Source organism: Pseudomonas sp. FW305-70, from assembly GCF_058783925.1.
In genome coordinates this window covers 1-19311 of record NZ_JBYSYZ010000064.1, presented here as the reverse complement: position 1 = coordinate 19311, position 19311 = coordinate 1, and the positions used below count along the sequence as shown (strand labels likewise).

Sequence of the window (19311 nt, the reverse complement as noted above, 5' to 3'; positions counted from 1 at the left end):
GGCGGTGTGTCAGTCGACGCAGAAGTTAACTGACACACCGCCTTCGCGAGCAAGCCCGCTCCCACAGGGTTGGCGGCGGTTTAGAGGTCGCCCAGGCCGTCGATCAGCGCTTGGTTCTGCTCTGGCGTGCCGATGGAGATCCGCAGGAACTGGGCAATCCGCTCCTGCTTGAAGTGCCGGACGATCACGCCCTGCTCACGCAACTTCGCCGCCAACCCCGCCGCATCGTGCCGGGGGTGGCGGGCGAAAATGAAGTTCGCTGCTGACGGCAGCACTTCAAATCCCTTGGCCTGTAATTGCCCAACGACCTTCTCGCGATTCTCGATCACCAACCGGCAGGTCTTGTCGAAATACTCGCGATCCTCGAACGCGGCAGCGGCGCCGACATTCGCCATGCGATCCAGCGGATAGGAGTTAAAGCTGTTCTTGATCCGCTCCAGCGCCTCGATCAGGTCCGGATGCCCCACCGCCAGGCCAACCCGCAGACCGGCCAGGGAGCGGGACTTGGACAGTGTCTGGGTCACCAGCAGGTTGGGATAACGATCGACCAGAGTGATTGCCGTCTCGCCGCCGAAGTCGATGTAGGCCTCGTCCACCACGACCACCGAATCCGGGCTGGCCTTGAGAATCTGCTCCACCGCTTCCAGCGCCAGCAGGCAGCCGGTCGGTGCGTTCGGGTTGGGGAAGATGATCCCGCCGTTCGGCCTGGCGTAGTCCGCCGGGTTGATCCGGAATTGCTCGTCCAGCGGCACCGCGTCGAAGTTGATGCCATACAGTCCGCAGTAGACCGGATAGAAGCTGTAGCTGATGTCCGGGAACAGCAGCGGCTGATCGTGCTGCAGCAAACCGTGGAAGATGTGCGCCAGGACTTCGTCGGAACCGTTGCCGAGGAACACCTGATTGCCTTGCACGCCGTAGTACCTGGCGACCGCGTTCTTCAGCAGGTCGCTGTTCGGGTCCGGGTACAGGCGCAGGTTGTCGTTCAGTTCGGTCTGCATCGCGGCCAAGGCCATGGGCGATGGACCGTACGGGTTTTCGTTGGTGTTGAGCTTCACCAGCTTTGCCAGTTTCGGCTGCTCGCCCGGCACGTATGGCACCAGGTTCTTGACGAACGGGCTCCAGAATCTACTCATCTTCATTTCACCTGCTTGTCGTCAACGATGCGGTATTCGGCGCTACGCGCGTGCGCGGTCAGCGACTCGCCACGGGCCAGCACGGATGCGGTCTTGCCCAGTTCCGATGCGCCCTGCTCGGAACAGAAGATGATCGATGAACGTTTCTGGAAGTCATACACGCCCAGCGGCGAAGAGAACCGTGCAGTGCCGGAGGTCGGCAACACGTGGTTCGGGCCTGCGCAGTAGTCGCCCAGGGCCTCGGAGGTGTGACGGCCCATGAAGATCGCGCCGGCGTGGCGGATCTGTGGCAACCAGGCTTGCGGATCGGCAACGGACAACTCGAGGTGCTCCGGCGCGATGCGGTTGGCCACTTCGATGGCCTGTTCCATGTCGCGAACCTTGATCAGTGCACCACGGCCATTGATCGAAGTTTCGATGATTGCGGCACGCTCCATGGTCGGCATCAACTTGGCGATGCTGGCGGCGACCTTGTCGAGGAACCCGGCGTCGGGGCTGACCAGAATGGCCTGGGCGTCTTCGTCGTGCTCGGCCTGGGAGAACAGGTCCATGGCGATCCAGTCCGGATCGGTCTGGCCGTCGCACACCACGAGGATTTCCGAAGGGCCGGCGATCATGTCGATGCCGACCTGGCCAAACACGTGGCGCTTGGCGGTAGCCACATAGATGTTGCCCGGGCCGACGACCTTGTCGACCTTCGGCACGCTTTCGGTGCCGTAAGCCAGCGCCGCAACGGCCTGGGCGCCACCGATGGTGAACACGCGGTCGACACCGGCGATGCAGGCCGCAGCCAGCACAAGCTCGTTGATTTCACCGCGCGGGGTCGGTACGACCATGACCACTTCGGTAACGCCGGCCACCTTGGCCGGAATCGCGTTCATCAGCACAGACGACGGGTACGACGCCTTGCCGCCCGGCACATACAGACCGGCACGATCCAGCGGCGTGACTTTCTGGCCCAGTACGGTGCCGTCCGCCTCGGTGTAACTCCAGGAGTCCTGCTTCTGCTTCTCGTGGTAGCTGCGCACGCGGGCTGCGGCGACTTCCAGTGCTTCGCGCTGGGCCACGGAGATGCGGGTCAGTGCCAACTCCAGACGCTCGCGCGGCAGGATCAGGTCGGCCATGGACTTCACGTCCAGGCCGTCGAACTGACGGGTGAAGTCCACCAGCGCCGCGTCACCGCGTTCGCGCACGGCCTTGATGATGTCCAGCACCCGCTGATTGACCGAGTCGTCAGACACACTTTCCCAGCTCAGCAGATGATCCAGATGATGCGCGAAATCCGGGTCAGCAGCGTTGAGTCGGCGAATTGCAGTCAGTGCGGTCATAGCGAGAGCCTCATAGGAATGGCAAAAAACTCAGGCGCCCGAAGCTAACATTCGATCCGCTTGGGCACCTGAGAATTCTGGCTATGAGGCGGATAGACGGCGCGCCTTGCGGTCGCGCAGGTGAATCAGCCGCGGTGTCGAGACTCCACTGCCTTGCGCAGGGTGTCGATCAACGCCTGGATACGGGCGTGCTGCATTTTCATCGAAGCCTTGTTGACGATCAGGCGGGAGCTGATGGCCGCGATGAAATCCTGTGGCTCCAGGCCGTTGGCCCGTAGCGTGTTACCGGTGTCGACCACGTCGATGATCTTGTCCGCCAGACCGATCAGCGGCGCCAGTTCCATCGAACCGTAGAGCTTGATGATATCGACCTGACGACCCTGTTCGGCGTAGTAGCGCTTGGCAACATTGACGAACTTGGTGGCGATGCGCAGACGGCCCTTGGGCTCGACTGCACCGACTTTACCGGCGGTCATCAGCTTGCACTGGGCAATTTGCAGGTCCAGCGGCTCGTACAGGCCCTGGCCGCCGTATTCCATCAGCACATCTTTACCGGCGACGCCGAGGTCGGCAGCACCATGTTCGACATAGGTCGGCACATCGGTGGCACGCACGATCAGCAGACGGACATCGTCCTGGGTCGTGGGGATGATCAGCTTGCGGCTCTTGTCCGGATTCTCGGTCGGCACGATGCCCGCTTCAGCCAGAAGCGGCAAGGTATCGTCAAGGATGCGGCCCTTGGACAGTGCGATGGTCAACATGGGAAACGTCAGTCCTTATCAAGGTACTCATGCCCGGTCGCAAATGGCGCCGGACACACATCGAGCCGAAAACGGCTCGACTTCAACAAATCAACGGGCATGTCCTTATGCCCTTGCAGCAGTACTAGCCCGGAACGCGACGGATCTTGGCGCCCAGCATCTGCAGTTTTTCCTCGATGCACTCGTAGCCACGGTCTATGTGGTAGATGCGGTCGATCAGGGTGTCGCCCTCGGCGACCAGGGCCGAGATCACCAGGCTGGCCGAAGCACGCAGGTCAGTCGCCATCACTGGCGCGCCCTTGAGTTTCTCGGTGCCGGTGACGATCGCGGTGTTGCCCTCGACCTGGATCTTGGCGCCCATGCGGTGCAGTTCGTAGACGTGCATGAAGCGATTTTCGAAGATCGTCTCGATCACAGCACCCGTGCCTTCGGCGATGGCGTTGAGGGAGATGAACTGCGCTTGCATGTCGGTCGGGAACGCCGGGTACGGAGCGGTCCGCACGTTGACGGCTTTCGGACGCTTGCCGTGCATGTTCAGCTCGATCCAGTCTTCGCCGCAGGTGATTTCTGCACCGGACTCCCGGAGTTTTTCCAGAACGGCTTCGAGGATGGTCGGATCCGTGTCCTTGACCTTCACGCGACCACCGGTCACAGCCGCCGCCACCAGATAGGTGCCGGTTTCGATACGGTCGGGCATCACTTTGTAAGTGGTGGTGTGCAGACGCTCGACGCCATCGATGGTGATGGTGTCGGTGCCGGCGCCGGAAACCTTGGCGCCCATGGCGTTCAGGAAGTTCGCCAGGTCGACCACTTCCGGTTCGCGCGCGGCGTTGGCCAGAACGCTACGACCCTTGGCCAGTGCAGCGGCCATCATGATGTTTTCGGTACCGGTCACACTGACGGTATCGAAGAAGAAGTGCGCACCGCGCAAGCCGCCCTCAGGCGCCTTGGCCTTGATGTAGCCGCCTTCGACGTCGATGACCGCGCCCATGGCTTCCAGGCCACGGATGTGCAGGTCAACCGGACGCGAACCGATGGCGCAACCGCCAGGCAGCGCGACTTCGGCCTCGCCGAAACGGGCAACCATCGGGCCCAGTACCAGGATCGACGCACGCATGGTTTTAACCAGTTCGTACGGTGCGACCAGGGTCTTTATGGTGCGCGGGTCGATTTCGACGGCGAGTTTTTCGTCGATCACCGGCTCGATCCCCATACGACCGAACAGTTCGATCATGGTGGTGATGTCGTGCAGGTGCGGCAGGTTGGCAACGGTCACCGGACCATCACACAGCAGCGTGGCAGCAAGGATCGGCAGGGCAGAGTTCTTTGCCCCGGAGATGCGGATTTCGCCGTCAAGACGAGCACCGCCAGTAATAATCAATTTATCCATAAGAATCTCGACGCCCTTGGGCTCAGGTGCGCTCGGCCCAGGCCGCGCTGCTGAAAAATTTCATTGTGACCGCATGGATGCTGCCATCGGTGATCCATGGGTTCAAATGGGCATAGATCTGCTGCTGACGCTTCACCGGGCTCAACGCCGCCAGTTCATCGCTAATCACATTCAGCTGGAAATTGCAGCCTTCGCCCTCGACTTCTACCAACGTTCCGGGCAGCTTTCCTTCAAGGAAGCTCTTTACTTCTACGGCCTGCATGCTCAACCTCAATCGGCGCCCTGTGCGCGCGGGTCGGACATCATACAAAAAAGCCCCGCGCCTGCGAACCCCGCGAAGCAGGACTCTGACGGGGGGCTTCTTTATAGATGCGGTTAGGGATGCGCCAACAGCTCGGTCAGCTCGCTGACCTGAGCGATTTCACGCATGTCTTCCGGCATTCCACGGATGCTCAACGCCTTGCCGGCCGCCTGAGCATCGCGGATGAAGCACAACAACAATGACAAACCGACACTGCTGGACTTGGTCACCGCCGAACAATCGACCACCAGCGCCGCAGCCTTGCTGGCGTTGATCAGCGCCTTACCTTGCTCACGCAGGCCTGGGCCGCTGCGGTAATCCAGCACGCCACTGAGTCGCAGCTCACCCGCTTCGTCCATCTGGACTGCCGACTCACTCATTGGGCTGACTGCTCTGGCTTCTTGTCGGTGGCTTCCTTGGCCTTGGCGACTTCCCCGGCCCAACTATTGATGGTCTTGTCCAGGTCGTTGCCATTGCGCTGCATTGCATCGGCGAACTGATCGCGGAACAGCTTGCCGATGTTGATGCCGTTGATGATGACGTTACGCAGTTTCCACTCGCCGTTGATCTTTTCCAGCGTGTAGGACACTGGATAGATCGAGCCGCTGCTGCCTTTGACAGTCATGCCAACGCTGGTACGGTCGCCCGATTCGTCCTTGGCCGGTTCAACGGTGATGCCCTGGTTGTTGTACTCCAGCAAGGCATTGCCATAGAACTGGAACAGGCCCCTCTTGAAGTTTTCTTCGAAGGTCTTCATCTGCGCAGGCGTAGCTTTACGCGAGTACTTGACCGTCATGATGCTCTTGGAAATACCCTCGGCATCCACGACCGGTCCGACGATGGTGTTCAGCGCCGCATAAAAGTCTTGCGGATCCTTCTTGTACTTCTCTTTGTTTGCCGCCAGGTCCGCGAGCATACGGTTGGTTGTGTCCTGCACCAGATCGTGCGCCGAAGGTGCCGCTACGGCGTGGGACACCAACGGAAACACCGCGAGCATTACCAACAGGCCACGTCGCAAGGTAGAGATCATTTAACAGTTCCTCATTTAGCTTCTTTGCTAACGGTATTGAGCAGGAATTTACCGATCAGGTCCTCGAGCACCAGCGATGACTGCGTGTCATGGATGGTTCCACCATCCTTGAGCAGGGTGTCTTCCCCGCCCACGCTGATACCGATGTACTTCTCGCCCAACAGTCCTGCGGTCAGGATAGACGCAGTGGAGTCCGCCGGCAGATTATCGATGCGTTTCTCCAGCTGCATGGTCACCCGACCGGTAAAGCTGTCGCGATCCAGATCGATGGCCGTGACCTTGCCGATGGTCACACCGGCCATGGTCACCTTTGCTCTGACAGTCAAACCGGCGATATTGTCGAAGTAGGCGTAAAGTTTATACGTGTCGGTGCTCGGAGTCGGGGACAGGCCACTGACCCGCAACGCCAACAAGAGCAAAGCCAGGATGCCAGCCAGCAAGAAAAGGCCGACACCGATTTCCAGGGTGCGGTTTTGCATCAGAAATCTCCAAACATCAAGGCGGTCAGAATAAAGTCCAGGCCGAGCACTGCCAACGAGGCATAGACAACGGTCTTGGTAGTGGCACGACTGATCCCCTCGGAAGTGGGTTCGCAGTCATAGCCTTGGAATACGGCGATCCAGGTCACGACAAAGGCAAAGACGATACTTTTGATGATCCCGTTGAGCACATCTTCAGTGAACGTCACGCTGTTCTGCATGTTCGACCAGTAGGAACCTTCATAGACCCCCAGCCAGTCGACAGCGACCCACGAGCCGCCCCAGATGCCCACCACGCTGAAAATCATCGCCAGCACCGGCAGGGAAATGAAGCCGGCCCACAAACGTGGTGCGATGATGTACTTGAGCGGGTCAACCCCGATCATTTCCAGGCTGGACAACTGCTCGGTGGACTTCATGTTGCCGATTTCCGCGGTCAACGCGGAACCTGCGCGCCCGGCGAACAGCAAGGCGGTCACCACCGGCCCCAGCTCTCTCAGCAACGTCAGTGCAACCATCTGCCCGACAGCCTGCTCCGAACCGTAGCTGGAAAGGATGTTGAAGCCCTGCAGCGCCAGCACCATGCCGATGAACACCCCGGAGACCACGATGATCACCAGGGACATCACGCCCACCGAATGCAGCTGCTTGACCAGCAGCCCGAAGCCGCCACCGATACCACCGCGGCCAAGCAAGGCATGAAACAGGAACAAGGCCGAACGTCCGAACACCGCCAGCACATCGATGCCGGCCTGACCGAAGCGGCGAACGCGCTCTATCAATGAAATTCTGCGCATCAGCGCTTCCCCAGAATATCTGCGCGGTAATCCGTCGCTGGAAAGTGGTACGGAACCGGGCCATCGGGTTCGCCGGTCATGAACTGACGAATGCGCGGTTCATCCGAGTTCATCAATTCGTCCGGGGTCCCCTGCCCCAACACCTGACCATCGCCCACCACATAAATGTAATCGGCAATACTCGCGGTCTCGGCCAGGTCGTGGGAAACCACGATGCTGGTGATGCCCAGCGCATCGTTGAGCAAGCGAATCAGACGCACCAGAACGCCCATGGCGATGGGGTCCTGGCCGACAAAGGGTTCGTCGTACATGAGAATCTGTGGATCGAGCGCAATCGCCCGGGCCAGCGCGACCCGGCGCTTCATGCCGCCGGAAAGCTCGTCGGGCATCAATTCGATGGCACCGCGCAAACCCACGGCCTGCAATTTAAGCAGGACGATGTCGCGGATCATTTCTTCCGGCAGTTGCGTGTGAACCCGCAGCGGAAACGCGACATTCTCGAAGACATCGAGGTCGGTAAACAGCGCGCCACTCTGAAACAGCACACCCATATGCTTGCGCGCATCGAACAGGTCGCTGCGCGACAGTTTCGGCAGGTTCTGACCGTTGACCCATACTTCGCCCCTGGTAGGCCGCAACTGGGCCCCCATCAGACGCAAAAGCGTGGTCTTGCCGCACCCGGAAGGCCCCATGATGCCGGTGACCTTGCCTCGCGGGATACGGATATCGACATTATTGAAAATGCTGCGCGTTCCGCGCTTGAAGGACAGTCCCTTCAGCTCGACCGCGTAGGCGTTATCGGCACTCATCTAAACTCCTTGCGATGCAGCCTCTCACTCGGACGCCTGGCTTTCAGACGAAAGCACATGCCTCCCTGCAGGCCGAACTGGCGGCGAACTATATCACTGCAAAGGCTGCACGCCCAAGACCAAAGCCGAGTCATGTGCAACTGCAGGAGTGGTTCAAAGCCCCGTCTAGAGGGTTTCCGGTAGCAAGGAATGACAATGCGCGACGAACTTGCGTGAGGGATTCGATCATAACCGCTATAATCGCCGCCTTTTCATCAGGCTATACGATTTCTGACATGAGCCAATCCAGCGACCTGATTCAATCAGCACAACGCACCATCCGCCTCGAAGTAGAAGCCGTGCAAGGCCTGCTACCCCATATCGACGCAGATTTCGTACGCGCTTGCGAGATGATTCTGGCCAGCAAAGGCCGCGTGGTCGTGGTCGGCATGGGCAAGTCGGGGCACGTCGGCAACAAGATCGCCGCAACCCTGGCCAGCACCGGCACCACGGCATTTTTTGTGCACCCGGCGGAAGCCAGCCATGGTGACATGGGCATGATTACCCGCGACGACATCATTCTGGCGCTCTCGAATTCCGGCTCCACCAATGAAATCGTCACCCTGCTGCCACTGATCAAGCGCCTGGGCATACAGTTGATCAGCGTGACCGGCAACCCTGATTCGCCGCTGGCCAAGGCCGCCGAGGTCAACCTGAATGTTCACGTCGAACACGAAGCCTGCCCGCTGAACCTGGCACCCACCTCGTCGACCACCGCCGCCCTGGTCATGGGCGACGCCCTGGCGGTCGCGCTGCTGGAAGCCCGTGGCTTCACCGCCGAAGACTTCGCCTTTTCCCATCCCGGCGGCGCCCTGGGCCGACGCCTGCTGCTGAAAGTGGAAAATGTCATGCACGCCGGCCAGGAACTGCCGCAGGTCCGGCGCGGCACCCTGCTCAAGGATGCCTTGATGGAAATGACCCGCAAGGGCCTGGGCATGACCGTCATCCTCGAGGCCGACGGCAAGCTGGCCGGAATCTTCACCGATGGTGATTTGCGCCGCACACTGGACCGCAGCATCGACATCCACAGCGCTATCATCGACCAGGTCATGACGGCCCATGGCAAGACCGCCCGCGCCGAAATGCTGGCCGCCGAAGCGCTGAAAATCATGGAAGACCATAAAATCAGCGCGCTGGTCGTGGTCGACAGCGAAGACCGTCCGGTCGGCGCCTTGAACATGCACGACTTGCTGCGTGCAGGAGTAATGTAATGAGTGCGGACCTGCTGCAACGCGGCAAACAGATCAAACTGGCGGTGTTTGATGTCGACGGCGTGCTGACCGATGGACGCCTGTACTTCCTCGAAGACGGCAGCGAGTTCAAGACGTTCAACACGCTCGACGGCCAGGGCATCAAGATGCTGATGGCCGCCGGAGTGCAAACCGCGATCATCAGTGGCCGCAAGACCCCGGTGGTCGAGCGGCGAGCCAAAAATCTCGGCATCCCGCACCTGTATCAGGGCCGCGAAGACAAACTGGTGGTACTCGACGAACTGCTGGCCCAACTGAATTTGAGCTACGAACAGGTGGCCTACCTCGGCGACGACCTGCCGGACCTGCCGGTGATTCGCCGCGTCGGCCTGGGCATGGCGGTGGCCAATGCCGCCGGTTTCGTGCGCGAACATGCTCACGGCATCACCCTCGCCCGTGGCGGCGAAGGTGCCGCTCGCGAGTTCTGCGAATTGATCCTGCGCGCCCAGGACCGCCTCGATGCGGCCAATGCGGCGTACCTGTGAGCCCGATATGCTGAGCAAAAAGTTTCGCAACACCCTGATATTCAGTTGCATCGCGGCGATATTCGTCGCGGTTGGCTACTGGAACATCAGCCCGGAACGCTTCCTCGACAAGCCGGTAACGCCGGTCGATGAAAGCGCGATCGACTATTACGCCATCAACGCCCACAGCGTGCAGTACCTGCCGGACGGCAAGCTGCAATATGATCTGGTGTCCGACAAGGTCGAGCACCTGAAGGCGACCGAGGTGACACTGCTGACCAACCCCGACCTGAACGTGTTCCGCGGCACTGAGTACCCGTGGCACGTCCAGAGCCTGCGCGGCGAGGTCAACCCTGACGGCACACAGGTCGAGCTGATCGATGACGTGCGCATCACGCGCTTCGATGAGAAAAACCGCAAGACCCTGATCACCAGCACCCGCATGACCGTGTTCCCGCAGCAGCAATATGCGCAGACCGAGCAAGACGTTAGAATCGACGGCGCTGGCGGTGTATCGACTGGCAAGGGAATGAAAGCGTATTTGAAAGAAAGCAGGATACACCTGCTATCGAACGTAAGAGGACAGTATGAGGCTCGTTAAAACCCTCCCGATTTTGCTCAGTCTGGGCGCAGCACTGGGAAGCGTGAGTGCCTGGGCTCTGCCGAACGATCAAGAGCAGCCTATCCGCATTCAAGCCGACGACGCCCAACTGGACGACAAGCAAGGTATTGCCACCTATAAGGGTGACGTGATCATCACCCAAGGTTCGATGAAGGTGACAGGCAACACCGTTACCATCACCCGCACCCCGACTGGCGACATTGACGTAGTGACCTCGGTGGGCAACCTGGCGTACTTCGAGCAACTGCAAACGGCTGGCGATACCAAGCCTGTTCAGGGTTGGGGCGTGACGATCCAGTATCACGCCACGCAAAATCGCGTCGTGTTGATCGACAAGGCCAAGGTTGTCGACAAGGACAACAACGTCACCCAAGGCGAGAAAATCGTCTACGACACCGAGAAAAAGCTGGCCAGCGCCGGGCGCGCCACCGGCAGCAAGGTGACCGAGTCGCGTCCGCGCATCGACATGGTGATCCAGCCGAAGAAGAAAACCGACGAGAATAAGGCCCAGTAATGGCAACTCTGAAAGCTCAGCATCTGGCCAAGAGCTACAAGAGCCGCCAGGTCGTGCGTGATGTCAGCCTGTCCATCGACAGCGGTCAGATCGTCGGCCTGCTTGGCCCGAACGGCGCCGGCAAGACCACCTGCTTCTACATGATCGTGGGCCTGGTGCAAGCCGACCAGGGCCGCGTTCTGATCGATGACCTGGACGTCAGCCACCAGCCGATGCACGGCCGTGCAAAAGCCGGTATCGGCTATTTGCCGCAAGAAGCATCGATCTTCCGCAAACTGTCGGTGGCCGACAACATCATGGCCATCCTCGAGACCCGCAAGGAGCTCGACAAGGCCGGTCGTCGCAAGGAGCTGGAAAGCCTGCTGCAGGAGTTCCACATCAGCCACATCCGCGACAACCTCGGCATGAGTCTGTCCGGTGGTGAGCGCCGCCGCGTGGAAATCGCCCGCGCCCTGGCCACCAACCCGAAATTCATCCTCCTCGATGAACCGTTCGCCGGCGTGGACCCGATTTCGGTCGGCGACATCAAACAGATCATTTACCACCTCAAGGCCAAAGGCATTGGCGTGCTGATCACGGACCACAACGTTCGTGAAACCCTGGATATCTGTGAAACCGCCTATATCGTCAATGACGGCCAACTGATTGCCGAAGGTGACGCAGAGACTATCCTGGCCAACGACCTGGTGAAGGAAGTGTACCTGGGCCATGAGTTCCGCCTGTAAACGCTGAGCTGTGCCCAGGCAGGCGCCCGGGCACCGGTCTCGCGATTCTTCGGTGCCCGATGCGAACCTGCGCGTTCAGCCCCCAACATGGGCAGCACCGCAACACAAATTTATAGTTTTTTATTGTTACAGCGCTCTAGGCAAATCCTTCAGTTTCAGGCATATAATTTGCTTATGTTTGGCGCCCCGGCGCCCTGTAGTGGATGGCGCATGTGCGCCGGCGAATAAGGTGTTAAGCCCCTGCCATGAAACCATCGCTAGTCTTGAGAATGGGCCAGCAGCTGACGATGACACCTCAGCTGCAACAGGCCATCCGCCTGCTCCAATTGTCGACCCTGGACCTGCAACAGGAAATCCAGGAGGCCCTGGAGTCCAATCCGATGCTCGAACGCCAGGAAGAAGGCGACGACTTCGACAATTCCGACCCCTTGGCCGACAACGCCGAACAAAAGCCCAACACCGATATCCAGGAACCCTCCTACCAGGAAAGCGCCCCGACGGTTGACAACCTCGATGAGGGTGACTGGAACGAGCGCATCCCCAATGAACTCCCCGTCGACACCGCGTGGGAAGACGTTTACCAGACCAGCGCCAGCAGCCTGCCCAGCAATGACGATGACGAGTGGGACTTCACCACCCGCACCTCGGCCGGTGAAAGCCTGCAAAGCCACTTGCTGTGGCAGCTGAACCTGGCTCCGATGTCCGACACCGATCGCCTGATCGCCGTGACCCTGATCGACTGCATCAACAATCAGGGCTACCTGGACGAAACCCTCGAGGAAATCCTCGAAGCCTTCGATCCGGAACTGGACATCGAACTGGACGAAATCGAAGCCGTCCTGCACCGCATCCAGCAATTCGAGCCGGCCGGCATCGGCGCACGCAATCTGGGCGAATGCCTGCTGCTGCAATTGCGCCAGTTGCCCGCCAAGACCCCTTGGCTGGCCGAAGCCAAGCGCCTTGTCACCGATTACATCGACCTGCTGGGCAGCCGCGACTACAGCCAGCTGATGCGTCGCATGAAGCTCAAGGAAGATGAGCTGCGCCAGGTCATAGAGCTGGTCCAGAGCCTCAACCCGCGCCCGGGCTCGCAAATCGAGTCCACCGAAGCCGAGTACGTCGTTCCTGACGTCATCGTACGCAAGGACAACGAGCGCTGGCTGGTAGAGCTGAATCAGGAGTCGGTGCCACGGCTGCGGGTCAACGCCCAGTACGCCGGTTTTGTGCGCCGTGCCGATACCAGCGCCGACAACACGTTCATGCGCAATCAGTTGCAGGAGGCCCGCTGGTTCATCAAGAGCCTGCAGAGCCGCAATGAAACCCTGATGAAGGTTGCCACCCAGATCGTGGAGCATCAGCGCGGGTTCCTTGAATATGGCGACGAAGCCATGAAGCCGCTGGTCCTGCATGACATCGCCGAAGCGGTCGGCATGCATGAGTCGACGATTTCACGGGTAACGACCCAGAAGTTCATGCACACCCCCCGGGGCATTTATGAACTGAAATACTTTTTTTCCAGTCACGTAAGCACCTCCGAAGGCGGCGAATGCTCGTCCACGGCGATCCGGGCGATCATCAAAAAGCTGGTTGCCGCGGAAAATCAGAAAAAGCCGTTGAGTGACAGCAAGATCGCTGGTTTACTGGAGGCACAAGGCATTCAGGTGGCTCGCCGCACCGTCGCCAAGTACCGCGAATCCCTCGGGATCGCGCCTTCGAGCGAACGCAAGCGGTTGATGTAGAGCCACGCCACAGCGTTCCAGTGGTAGATCATCTGATCTACCGCTTTATGCACTGGCAACGAAGGAGAAGCTGTATGCAAGTCAACATCAGTGGACACCAACTGGAAGTGACCGAACCTCTTCGCACCTACATCGGCGAAAAACTCGAACGATTGGAGCGACATTTCGACAAGATCACTAACGTGCAGGTCACGATGACCGTCGAGAAGCTGAAGCAGAAAATCGAAGCCACGCTGCATATTCCCGGGAATGAAGTGGTCGCCAATGCGGAACATACCGATATGTACGCTGCGATCGATGCACTCACCGACAAGCTGGATAAACAACTCAAAAAGCATAAGGAAAAGACCCAGAGCCTCCTTCAGGGCGCAACCGGTCGTTAACACTCCCAACCCATGATCCGACTTGAAAGTATCCTGACCCCCGGCCGTTCCCTGGTGAACGTGCCGGGCGGCAGTAAAAAGAAAGCCCTCGAACAAATTGCCAACCTTATCCACAAAGAAGTGCCGGATCTGGAGATGCAAGATGTCTTCGAGGCGCTGATTGCCCGTGAAAAACTCGGCTCCACCGGTTTTGGCAACGGCATCGCTATTCCACACTGCCGTCTCAAGGGGTGTGTATCGCCCATCAGTGCATTGATGCACCTGGACGCCCCAATCGATTTCGACGCCATCGACGGCGCGCCGGTTGACCTGCTGTTCGTTCTGCTGGTCCCGCAAGCCGCTACCGATGCGCACCTTGAGCTGCTGCGACAGATCGCCAGCATGCTTGACCGCAAGGACGTTCGCGAAAAACTGCGTAATGCCGCAAGCAACGAAGCCCTGTATCAGGTTGTCCTGGACGAGCAAAACGGTCAGTAATCATGCGCTTGATCATCGTCAGTGGCCGTTCCGGCTCGGGTAAAAGCACCGCCCTCAATGTTCTTGAGGACAACGGCTACTACTGCATCGACAATCTGCCTGCCGGCCTGCTGCCGGAACTGGCCGAACGAGCGTTGATTCATACCGAGCTGATGCAGCCGCTGGTGGCCGTTTCCATTGACGCCCGCAACCTGCCCAGCCACCTGTCACGCTTCCCCGAACTGCTCGAAGAAGTCCGCAGCCGCCACATCCAGTGCGATGTCCTGTACCTGGATGCCGACGAAGAAACCCTGCTCAAGCGCTTCTCGGAAACCCGCCGGCGTCACCCCCTGACCAACGCCAACCGCTCGCTGGCCGAAGCCATCAACGTCGAGAGCGTCCTGCTCGGGCCGATTGCCGACCTCGCCGATCTCAAGATCAACACCACCAGCCTGAACCTCTATCAACTGCGCGACACCATCAAGCTGCGCCTGTTGAACCAGCCAGAACCCGGTACTGCGTTCCTGGTGGAGTCCTTCGGGTTCAAGCGTGGCATGCCGGTGGACGCCGACCTGGTGTTCGATGTGCGTTGCCTGCCCAACCCTTACTGGAAACCGGAATTGCGCGAGCAGTCCGGACTCGATCAACCGGTTGCCGACTACCTGGCGGCACAACCGGATGTCGAAGAGATGTTCCAGGACATTTCCACATACCTGCTAAAGTGGCTGCCTCGTTTTGCCGCCAGCAACCGCGCCTACGTCACCATTGCCATTGGCTGCACTGGCGGACATCACCGCTCCGTCTACCTGACCGAGCGCCTGGGGCAGGCGCTGCAAAAATCCCTGAAGAACGTCCAGGTTCGCCACCGCGACCTCAGCTAAAGGATTCACATCGCGATGCCTGCTCTGGAAATCGAAATCATCAACAAGTTGGGTCTGCATGCCCGAGCGTCTGCAAAATTCGTCGGAGTCGCCGGCCAGTTCAAGGACTGTACGATCAGGGTAGGACGCACACCTGAATCCACAGTCGATGGCAAAAGCATCATGGCCATGATGATGCTCGCTGCCGGTAAGGGCACCAAAATTCATCTGAGCACGGAAGGCGAGCAGGAACAGGAAGCGATGGACGCGCTGGTAGCCCTGATCAATAACTACTTCGACGAAGGCGAGTAAAGATCAAAATCAAAAGATCGCAGCCTGCGATCTTTTCAGGCCAGCGCCGTATCCATCACCATCATCAAGCAGAACCCCATCAGCAGCCCGAGGCTGGCAAGCTTGTCATGACCGTTGCGGCGCGATTCGGGAATGACTTCGTGGGTTACCACCAGCAACATCGCCCCTGCCGCCAGCGCCAACCCCAAAGGCAGCAGCAGCTCGGCCAGGCTCACAAGCCAGGCGCACACCAGCGCGAACACCGGTTCGACCAACCCTGATGCGGCACCGATCAGGAACGCCTTGACCCGGGACATCCCTGCCCCGGCCAGTACCAAGGCGATGACCAACCCTTCCGGCACGTCCTGCAAGGCAATGCCCATGGCCAGGCTGTCGGCTTCAGGCATGCCGCCGCCGGCAGAAACACCGACCGCCATGCCTTCCGGGATGTTGTGGGCGATGATGGCAAACACGAACAGCCAGATGCGCGGAGCAATGACCGGGCGCTCCAGGGTACCGACCAGCCTGTCCGGGCTGACGCCGGAGACCTTCCGATCCACCAGGAACAACCCGAACGCACCGAGCATAATGCCGAAGCTGATCAGCCCACTGGATGCCCAAGGTGACAGTCCAAGCCCTTCGGCGGCAGAGATGCCCGGGACGATCAGCGAAAATGCCGTCGCCGCGAGCATCACGCCAGCGCCAAAGCCAAGCAAAGTGTCGCTGAGCACCTGCGGCATGCGCCGAATCACCAACACCGGTACCGCGCCCAACGCGGTACCCAGGGCGCAGATTGCACCGCCCTGCAGTGCGCGCAGCAACCTCGGCTCAAGGTCGAGCCATGCCAATCCATGGGCAACCAATAGGCTCATGCCCGCCAGCAGTAACAGCGATCCAGACGCGTAACGAAACAGCCGTCCACTTCCAATCGCCAGTGTTTCAGTGCCCATAGCCCAGCCCTGGATGATTTTTATGGAGGACTTAAACCAGTGCGGCCTGATAGCGCGCAGCGACTTGCGGCCAATTGATCACGTTGTAGAACGCGCTGATGTATTCAGGACGGCGGTTCTGATAGCGCAGGTAATAGGCATGCTCCCAGACGTCGAGGCCCAGAATCGGCGTATTGCCGCTCATTAACGGGCTGTCCTGGTTACCGCTGCTTTCCACTACCAGGGTCTTTTGCGCAGTGACGCTGAGCCAGGCCCAGCCACTGCCGAAGCGGGTCAACGCAGCCTTGGTGAAGGCTTCCTTGAAACTGTCGAGTCCGCCCAATTGCTCATCGATAGCCTTGGCCAGCGCGCCTTCGGGTTTCCCTCCGCCGCCGGGCGTCATGACGTCCCAGAACAACGAATGGTTGGCGTGGCCGCCTCCCTGATTGATCACCGCCGTGCGCAGTTTTTCCGGCAGTTGCTGAACGGCAGACACCAGCTTCTCCACGGGCCACTCGGCATACTCGGTGCCCTCGACGGCCGCGTTGAGGTTGTTGATGTAGGTCTGGTGATGTTTGGTGTAGTGGATCTCCATGGTCTGCGCATCGATGTACGGTTCCAGGGCGTCGTAGGCGTAGGGCAAGGCAGGCAAGCTAAAAGCCATGTTCAATGGACTCCATGATGATGAGGTACAGGCGAAGCGGCATCGATGTGCAACAGTCGATGGGTACGTGGATATTCGCCGTGCTCACTGATGAAATTCAGCAGCTCGACGTAGGTCTTGCTGCTCTGGCGCAACGCGGCTTCACGCAATGTTTGTGGTAGTCGCGGGTCCTGCATGGCCTGCAACAGCCGTTGGTGGATGGCACACAGGTATTCGGCGCTCTCCTCCGGCTGGTTCAGGCGCAAGTGCAGGTCCGCCAGGTTGTGATGGGAGATCACGCAAGCTGCCACCGCTTCGTCGGCATCCGCCCAGCGCTCGAACAGCACCTGGGCCAGGGCCAATGCCTGCAGATACGCCTCGCGGGCATCGACCAGTTCACCCTGCATGAAAAAGCGATTGGCTCTTTCGATCGTGCGTTTCCAGTGCTCCATGGTGCGCCTCCCAAGCGGCAGCGGGGCTTAAACGCCGCCCGCGGTGAGTTTTTCCGGGTTGAGCAACTCTTCCAGCTGGCCGCGCGACAGGTCGGTGTGTTCCAACGCGACGTCAATCACCGGCCGACCTTGCTGATAGGCCTTCTTGGCAATCTCGGCAGCTTTCTGGTAACCGATGATCGGGTTGAGCGCGGTGACCAGAATCGGGTTGCGCGACAGCGCTTCCTTGATCCGGCCCTCATTGACCTTGAAGCTGGCAATCGCCTTGTCCGCCAGCAGGCGGCTGGAATTGGCCAGTAACTCGATACTGTTCAGCAGGTTCTGGGCGATGATCGGCAGCATCACGTTCAGTTCGAAGTTGCCCGACTGACCGGCAATGGTGATCACGCTGTCGTTGCCGATGACCTGAGCCGCGACCATCGCGGTGGCCTCCGGAATGACCGGATTGACCTTGCCCGGCATGATCGAAGAGCCCGGTTGCAAGGCTTCCAGTTCGATCTCGCCAAGGCCGGCCAGCGGGCCGGAGTTCATCCAGCGCAGGTCGTTGGCGATTTTCATCAGCGACACGGCAGTCGCCTTCAGTTGCCCGGAGACCGCGACGGCGGTGTCCTGAGAGCCAATGAGCGCGAACAGGTCCTTGCCCGGCTGGAACTGAACCCGGGTCAATGTGCTCAGCTGCTGGCTGAAGCGCGCCGCGAACTCGGGGTGGGCGTTGACGCCCGTACCCACCGCCGTGCCGCCCTGTGCCAGGGATTGCAGGCTTGGCTGCAATCCTTGCAGCAGGCCGATGTTGTCCTTGAGCTGTTGCGCCCAACCGTTGAGCACCTGACTCATGCGCACCGGCATCGCGTCCATCAGGTGCGTACGCCCGGTCTTGACGTGGTGATGAACCTGTCCGGCCTTGCGCTCGATGACCTGCACCAGGTGCGTCAGCGCCGGCAACAATTGCTCATGCAACGCCAGCGCCGCACTGACGTGGATAGTGGTCGGAATAATGTCGTTGCTGCTTTGGCCACAGTTGACGTGATCGTTGGGGTTCACCGCCTCGCCGAGCAAGCGGCTGGCCAGCGTGGCGATCACTTCGTTGGCGTTCATGTTGGAACTGGTGCCCGAACCGGTCTGGAAGACATCCACCGGAAAGTGCTGCATGAAATCGCCTTCAAGCAGGCCTTGGGCCGCATCGACAATGGCCTTGCCCTGGGCTTCGCCGATCTGCTTGAGCTCGATGTTGGCGCGGGCCGCCGCGGCCTTGGCCAGGATCAGCGCGCGAATGAACTGCACGGGCATCGGCTTACCGCTGATCGGGAAGTTATCCACCGCACGTTGAGTCTGTGCGCCGTAGAGGGCGTCTTCCGGGACCTGAAGCTCGCCCATGCTGTCGCGCTCAATACGTGTCTTGTTCATCAGAAAGTCCTTGCACCAGTTCAGTAAGAGGAATCGAGGGCTGCAACTCACAGGTCGCGAGTTGCCAGGTGTAGCTCTGCCAGCGCTTGAGGCGGCATTTGCACAAAGAGAGGCGCTCCAGTTCGCGCAGCGGGCGCCAGGCCTGGTCAAGACAGTAAGTGCGCCAATGCCACGGCAGCGCGACATCAGCGGCGGTGTCGAGTAACAAACGGAAGGAAGTTTCGGCGACGGTCCAGGGTGAGGTTGCCGTGCAGGCCGCCAGATACCGGCCTTCGGCCAGATAGTGGTCGATCAGGCGAGGCTCATCGGGATTCATCGCGCAACGGATCTGGCGACTCATCCAGCGCCAGCTTTCGAGGTAAGGCAGCTCGTGCAAGACACTACTCATGATCCGGGCCTATTCGGTAATGAGATTTATTATTATATGATAATGAGAACCAAAACAAGCCGTGAAGACAGGTTACCCCTGTGGGAGCGGGCTTGCTCGCGAAGAGGGAGTGTCAGTCAACATC

25 protein-coding genes are annotated in these 19311 nt (G+C 59.8%); 10 read left to right on the top strand and 15 right to left on the bottom strand.

All coding sequences use genetic code 11. The features are described 5' to 3' along the window. Window positions 1-80: 80 nt before the first annotated feature. From hisC to AC3WN7_RS27435, 10 genes are all read right to left on the bottom strand, one after another. Window positions 81-1133 (bottom strand): histidinol-phosphate transaminase, encoded by a 1053-nt coding sequence (gene hisC / locus AC3WN7_RS27480; RefSeq protein ID WP_102675713.1) that lies wholly within the window; start codon window positions 1131-1133, stop codon window positions 81-83. 2 nt (window positions 1134-1135) lie between these two features. Continuing rightward, complete coding sequence (hisD, locus tag AC3WN7_RS27475) at window positions 1136-2461, bottom strand: histidinol dehydrogenase (protein ID WP_007970280.1); 1326 nt, start codon at window positions 2459-2461, stop codon at window positions 1136-1138. Window positions 2462-2586: 125 nt separating this feature from the next. Further along, window positions 2587-3222 carry an ATP phosphoribosyltransferase gene (gene hisG / locus AC3WN7_RS27470; protein ID WP_007970278.1) on the bottom strand — a complete coding sequence of 212 codons (636 nt, stop codon included), beginning with the start codon at window positions 3220-3222 and terminating at the stop codon, window positions 2587-2589. 124 nt (window positions 3223-3346) lie between these two features. Next, window positions 3347-4612, bottom strand: a complete 1266-nt coding sequence (gene murA, locus AC3WN7_RS27465; protein ID WP_007970276.1) for a UDP-N-acetylglucosamine 1-carboxyvinyltransferase — start codon at window positions 4610-4612, stop codon at window positions 3347-3349. Between the two features lie 22 nt (window positions 4613-4634). Next, window positions 4635-4874: a BolA family protein gene (locus AC3WN7_RS27460; RefSeq protein WP_007912386.1), complete on the bottom strand. Its 240-nt coding sequence runs from the start codon at window positions 4872-4874 to the stop codon at window positions 4635-4637. Between the two features lie 113 nt (window positions 4875-4987). Then, entirely contained in the window at window positions 4988-5293 is a 306-nt protein-coding gene (locus tag AC3WN7_RS27455) for an STAS domain-containing protein (RefSeq protein WP_095965886.1), read from the bottom strand. Beyond that, a complete protein-coding gene (locus AC3WN7_RS27450) occupies window positions 5290-5943 on the bottom strand; it encodes an MlaC/ttg2D family ABC transporter substrate-binding protein (protein ID WP_095965887.1) in 654 nt (217 codons plus the stop codon). Before AC3WN7_RS27450 ends, AC3WN7_RS27455 begins: the two co-directional genes overlap by 4 nt. 11 nt (window positions 5944-5954) lie before the next feature. Then, window positions 5955-6422, bottom strand: coding sequence for an outer membrane lipid asymmetry maintenance protein MlaD (gene mlaD / locus AC3WN7_RS27445; protein ID WP_007970271.1), 468 nt, complete (start codon window positions 6420-6422; stop codon window positions 5955-5957). Continuing rightward, window positions 6422-7219, bottom strand: coding sequence for a lipid asymmetry maintenance ABC transporter permease subunit MlaE (gene mlaE, locus AC3WN7_RS27440; RefSeq protein ID WP_095965888.1), 798 nt, complete (start codon window positions 7217-7219; stop codon window positions 6422-6424). The genes mlaD and mlaE overlap by 1 nt, the downstream gene beginning before the upstream one ends. Continuing rightward, window positions 7219-8028, bottom strand: coding sequence for an ATP-binding cassette domain-containing protein (locus AC3WN7_RS27435; RefSeq protein WP_095965889.1), 810 nt, complete (start codon window positions 8026-8028; stop codon window positions 7219-7221). Before AC3WN7_RS27435 ends, mlaE begins: the two co-directional genes overlap by 1 nt. A 275-nt stretch (window positions 8029-8303) precedes the next feature. Between AC3WN7_RS27435 and AC3WN7_RS27430 the strand changes: the two genes are divergently transcribed. The 10 genes from AC3WN7_RS27430 (at window position 8304) to AC3WN7_RS27385 (ending at window position 15392) form a co-directional block, all read left to right on the top strand. Beyond that, window positions 8304-9278, top strand: a complete 975-nt coding sequence (locus tag AC3WN7_RS27430) for a KpsF/GutQ family sugar-phosphate isomerase (RefSeq protein ID WP_102675714.1) — start codon at window positions 8304-8306, stop codon at window positions 9276-9278. Beyond that, on the top strand, window positions 9278-9802 hold the full coding sequence (locus AC3WN7_RS27425) for a KdsC family phosphatase (protein ID WP_008046159.1): 525 nt from the start codon (window positions 9278-9280) through the stop codon (window positions 9800-9802). Before AC3WN7_RS27430 ends, AC3WN7_RS27425 begins: the two co-directional genes overlap by 1 nt. 7 nt (window positions 9803-9809) lie before the next feature. Continuing rightward, a complete protein-coding gene (lptC, locus tag AC3WN7_RS27420; RefSeq protein ID WP_095965891.1) occupies window positions 9810-10382 on the top strand; it encodes an LPS export ABC transporter periplasmic protein LptC in 573 nt (190 codons plus the stop codon). Next, the gene (gene lptA / locus AC3WN7_RS27415) at window positions 10369-10917 is read left to right on the top strand and encodes a lipopolysaccharide transport periplasmic protein LptA (protein ID WP_095965892.1); all 549 of its coding nucleotides are present in this window, start codon (window positions 10369-10371) and stop codon (window positions 10915-10917) included. The genes lptC and lptA overlap by 14 nt, the downstream gene beginning before the upstream one ends. Then, window positions 10917-11642 (top strand): LPS export ABC transporter ATP-binding protein, encoded by a 726-nt coding sequence (lptB, locus tag AC3WN7_RS27410; protein WP_007970262.1) that lies wholly within the window; start codon window positions 10917-10919, stop codon window positions 11640-11642. Before lptA ends, lptB begins: the two co-directional genes overlap by 1 nt. 245 nt (window positions 11643-11887) lie before the next feature. Beyond that, a complete protein-coding gene (locus tag AC3WN7_RS27405) occupies window positions 11888-13381 on the top strand; it encodes an RNA polymerase factor sigma-54 (RefSeq protein WP_015093497.1) in 1494 nt (497 codons plus the stop codon). Between the two features lie 74 nt (window positions 13382-13455). Next, window positions 13456-13764, top strand: coding sequence for a ribosome hibernation-promoting factor, HPF/YfiA family (gene hpf / locus AC3WN7_RS27400; protein WP_007941242.1), 309 nt, complete (start codon window positions 13456-13458; stop codon window positions 13762-13764). A 12-nt stretch (window positions 13765-13776) separates the two neighbouring features. Then, on the top strand, window positions 13777-14241 hold the full coding sequence (gene ptsN, locus AC3WN7_RS27395) for a PTS IIA-like nitrogen regulatory protein PtsN (RefSeq protein WP_007970260.1): 465 nt from the start codon (window positions 13777-13779) through the stop codon (window positions 14239-14241). Between the two features lie 2 nt (window positions 14242-14243). Further along, window positions 14244-15101: an RNase adapter RapZ gene (rapZ, locus tag AC3WN7_RS27390; RefSeq protein WP_095965893.1), complete on the top strand. Its 858-nt coding sequence runs from the start codon at window positions 14244-14246 to the stop codon at window positions 15099-15101. Window positions 15102-15116: 15 nt separating this feature from the next. Beyond that, window positions 15117-15392, top strand: a complete 276-nt coding sequence (locus tag AC3WN7_RS27385; protein ID WP_008018720.1) for an HPr family phosphocarrier protein — start codon at window positions 15117-15119, stop codon at window positions 15390-15392. Window positions 15393-15427: 35 nt separating this feature from the next. Here the strand turns inward: AC3WN7_RS27385 and AC3WN7_RS27380 are convergent, their stop codons facing one another. The 5 genes from AC3WN7_RS27380 to AC3WN7_RS27360 are packed head-to-tail and all read right to left on the bottom strand — an operon-like array spanning window position 15428 to window position 19187. Beyond that, a complete protein-coding gene (locus AC3WN7_RS27380) occupies window positions 15428-16321 on the bottom strand; it encodes a ZIP family metal transporter (protein WP_102675715.1) in 894 nt (297 codons plus the stop codon). Window positions 16322-16352: 31 nt separating this feature from the next. Then, window positions 16353-16964, bottom strand: coding sequence for a superoxide dismutase (locus AC3WN7_RS27375; protein WP_095965895.1), 612 nt, complete (start codon window positions 16962-16964; stop codon window positions 16353-16355). Window positions 16965-16966: 2 nt separating this feature from the next. After that, a complete protein-coding gene (locus AC3WN7_RS27370) occupies window positions 16967-17395 on the bottom strand; it encodes a DUF2753 family protein (protein WP_095965896.1) in 429 nt (142 codons plus the stop codon). A 27-nt stretch (window positions 17396-17422) separates the two neighbouring features. Then, complete coding sequence (locus tag AC3WN7_RS27365; protein ID WP_095965897.1) at window positions 17423-18799, bottom strand: class II fumarate hydratase; 1377 nt, start codon at window positions 18797-18799, stop codon at window positions 17423-17425. Continuing rightward, window positions 18780-19187, bottom strand: coding sequence for a FagA protein (locus AC3WN7_RS27360; protein ID WP_102675716.1), 408 nt, complete (start codon window positions 19185-19187; stop codon window positions 18780-18782). The genes AC3WN7_RS27365 and AC3WN7_RS27360 overlap by 20 nt, the downstream gene beginning before the upstream one ends. Window positions 19188-19311: the final 124 nt, after the last annotated feature.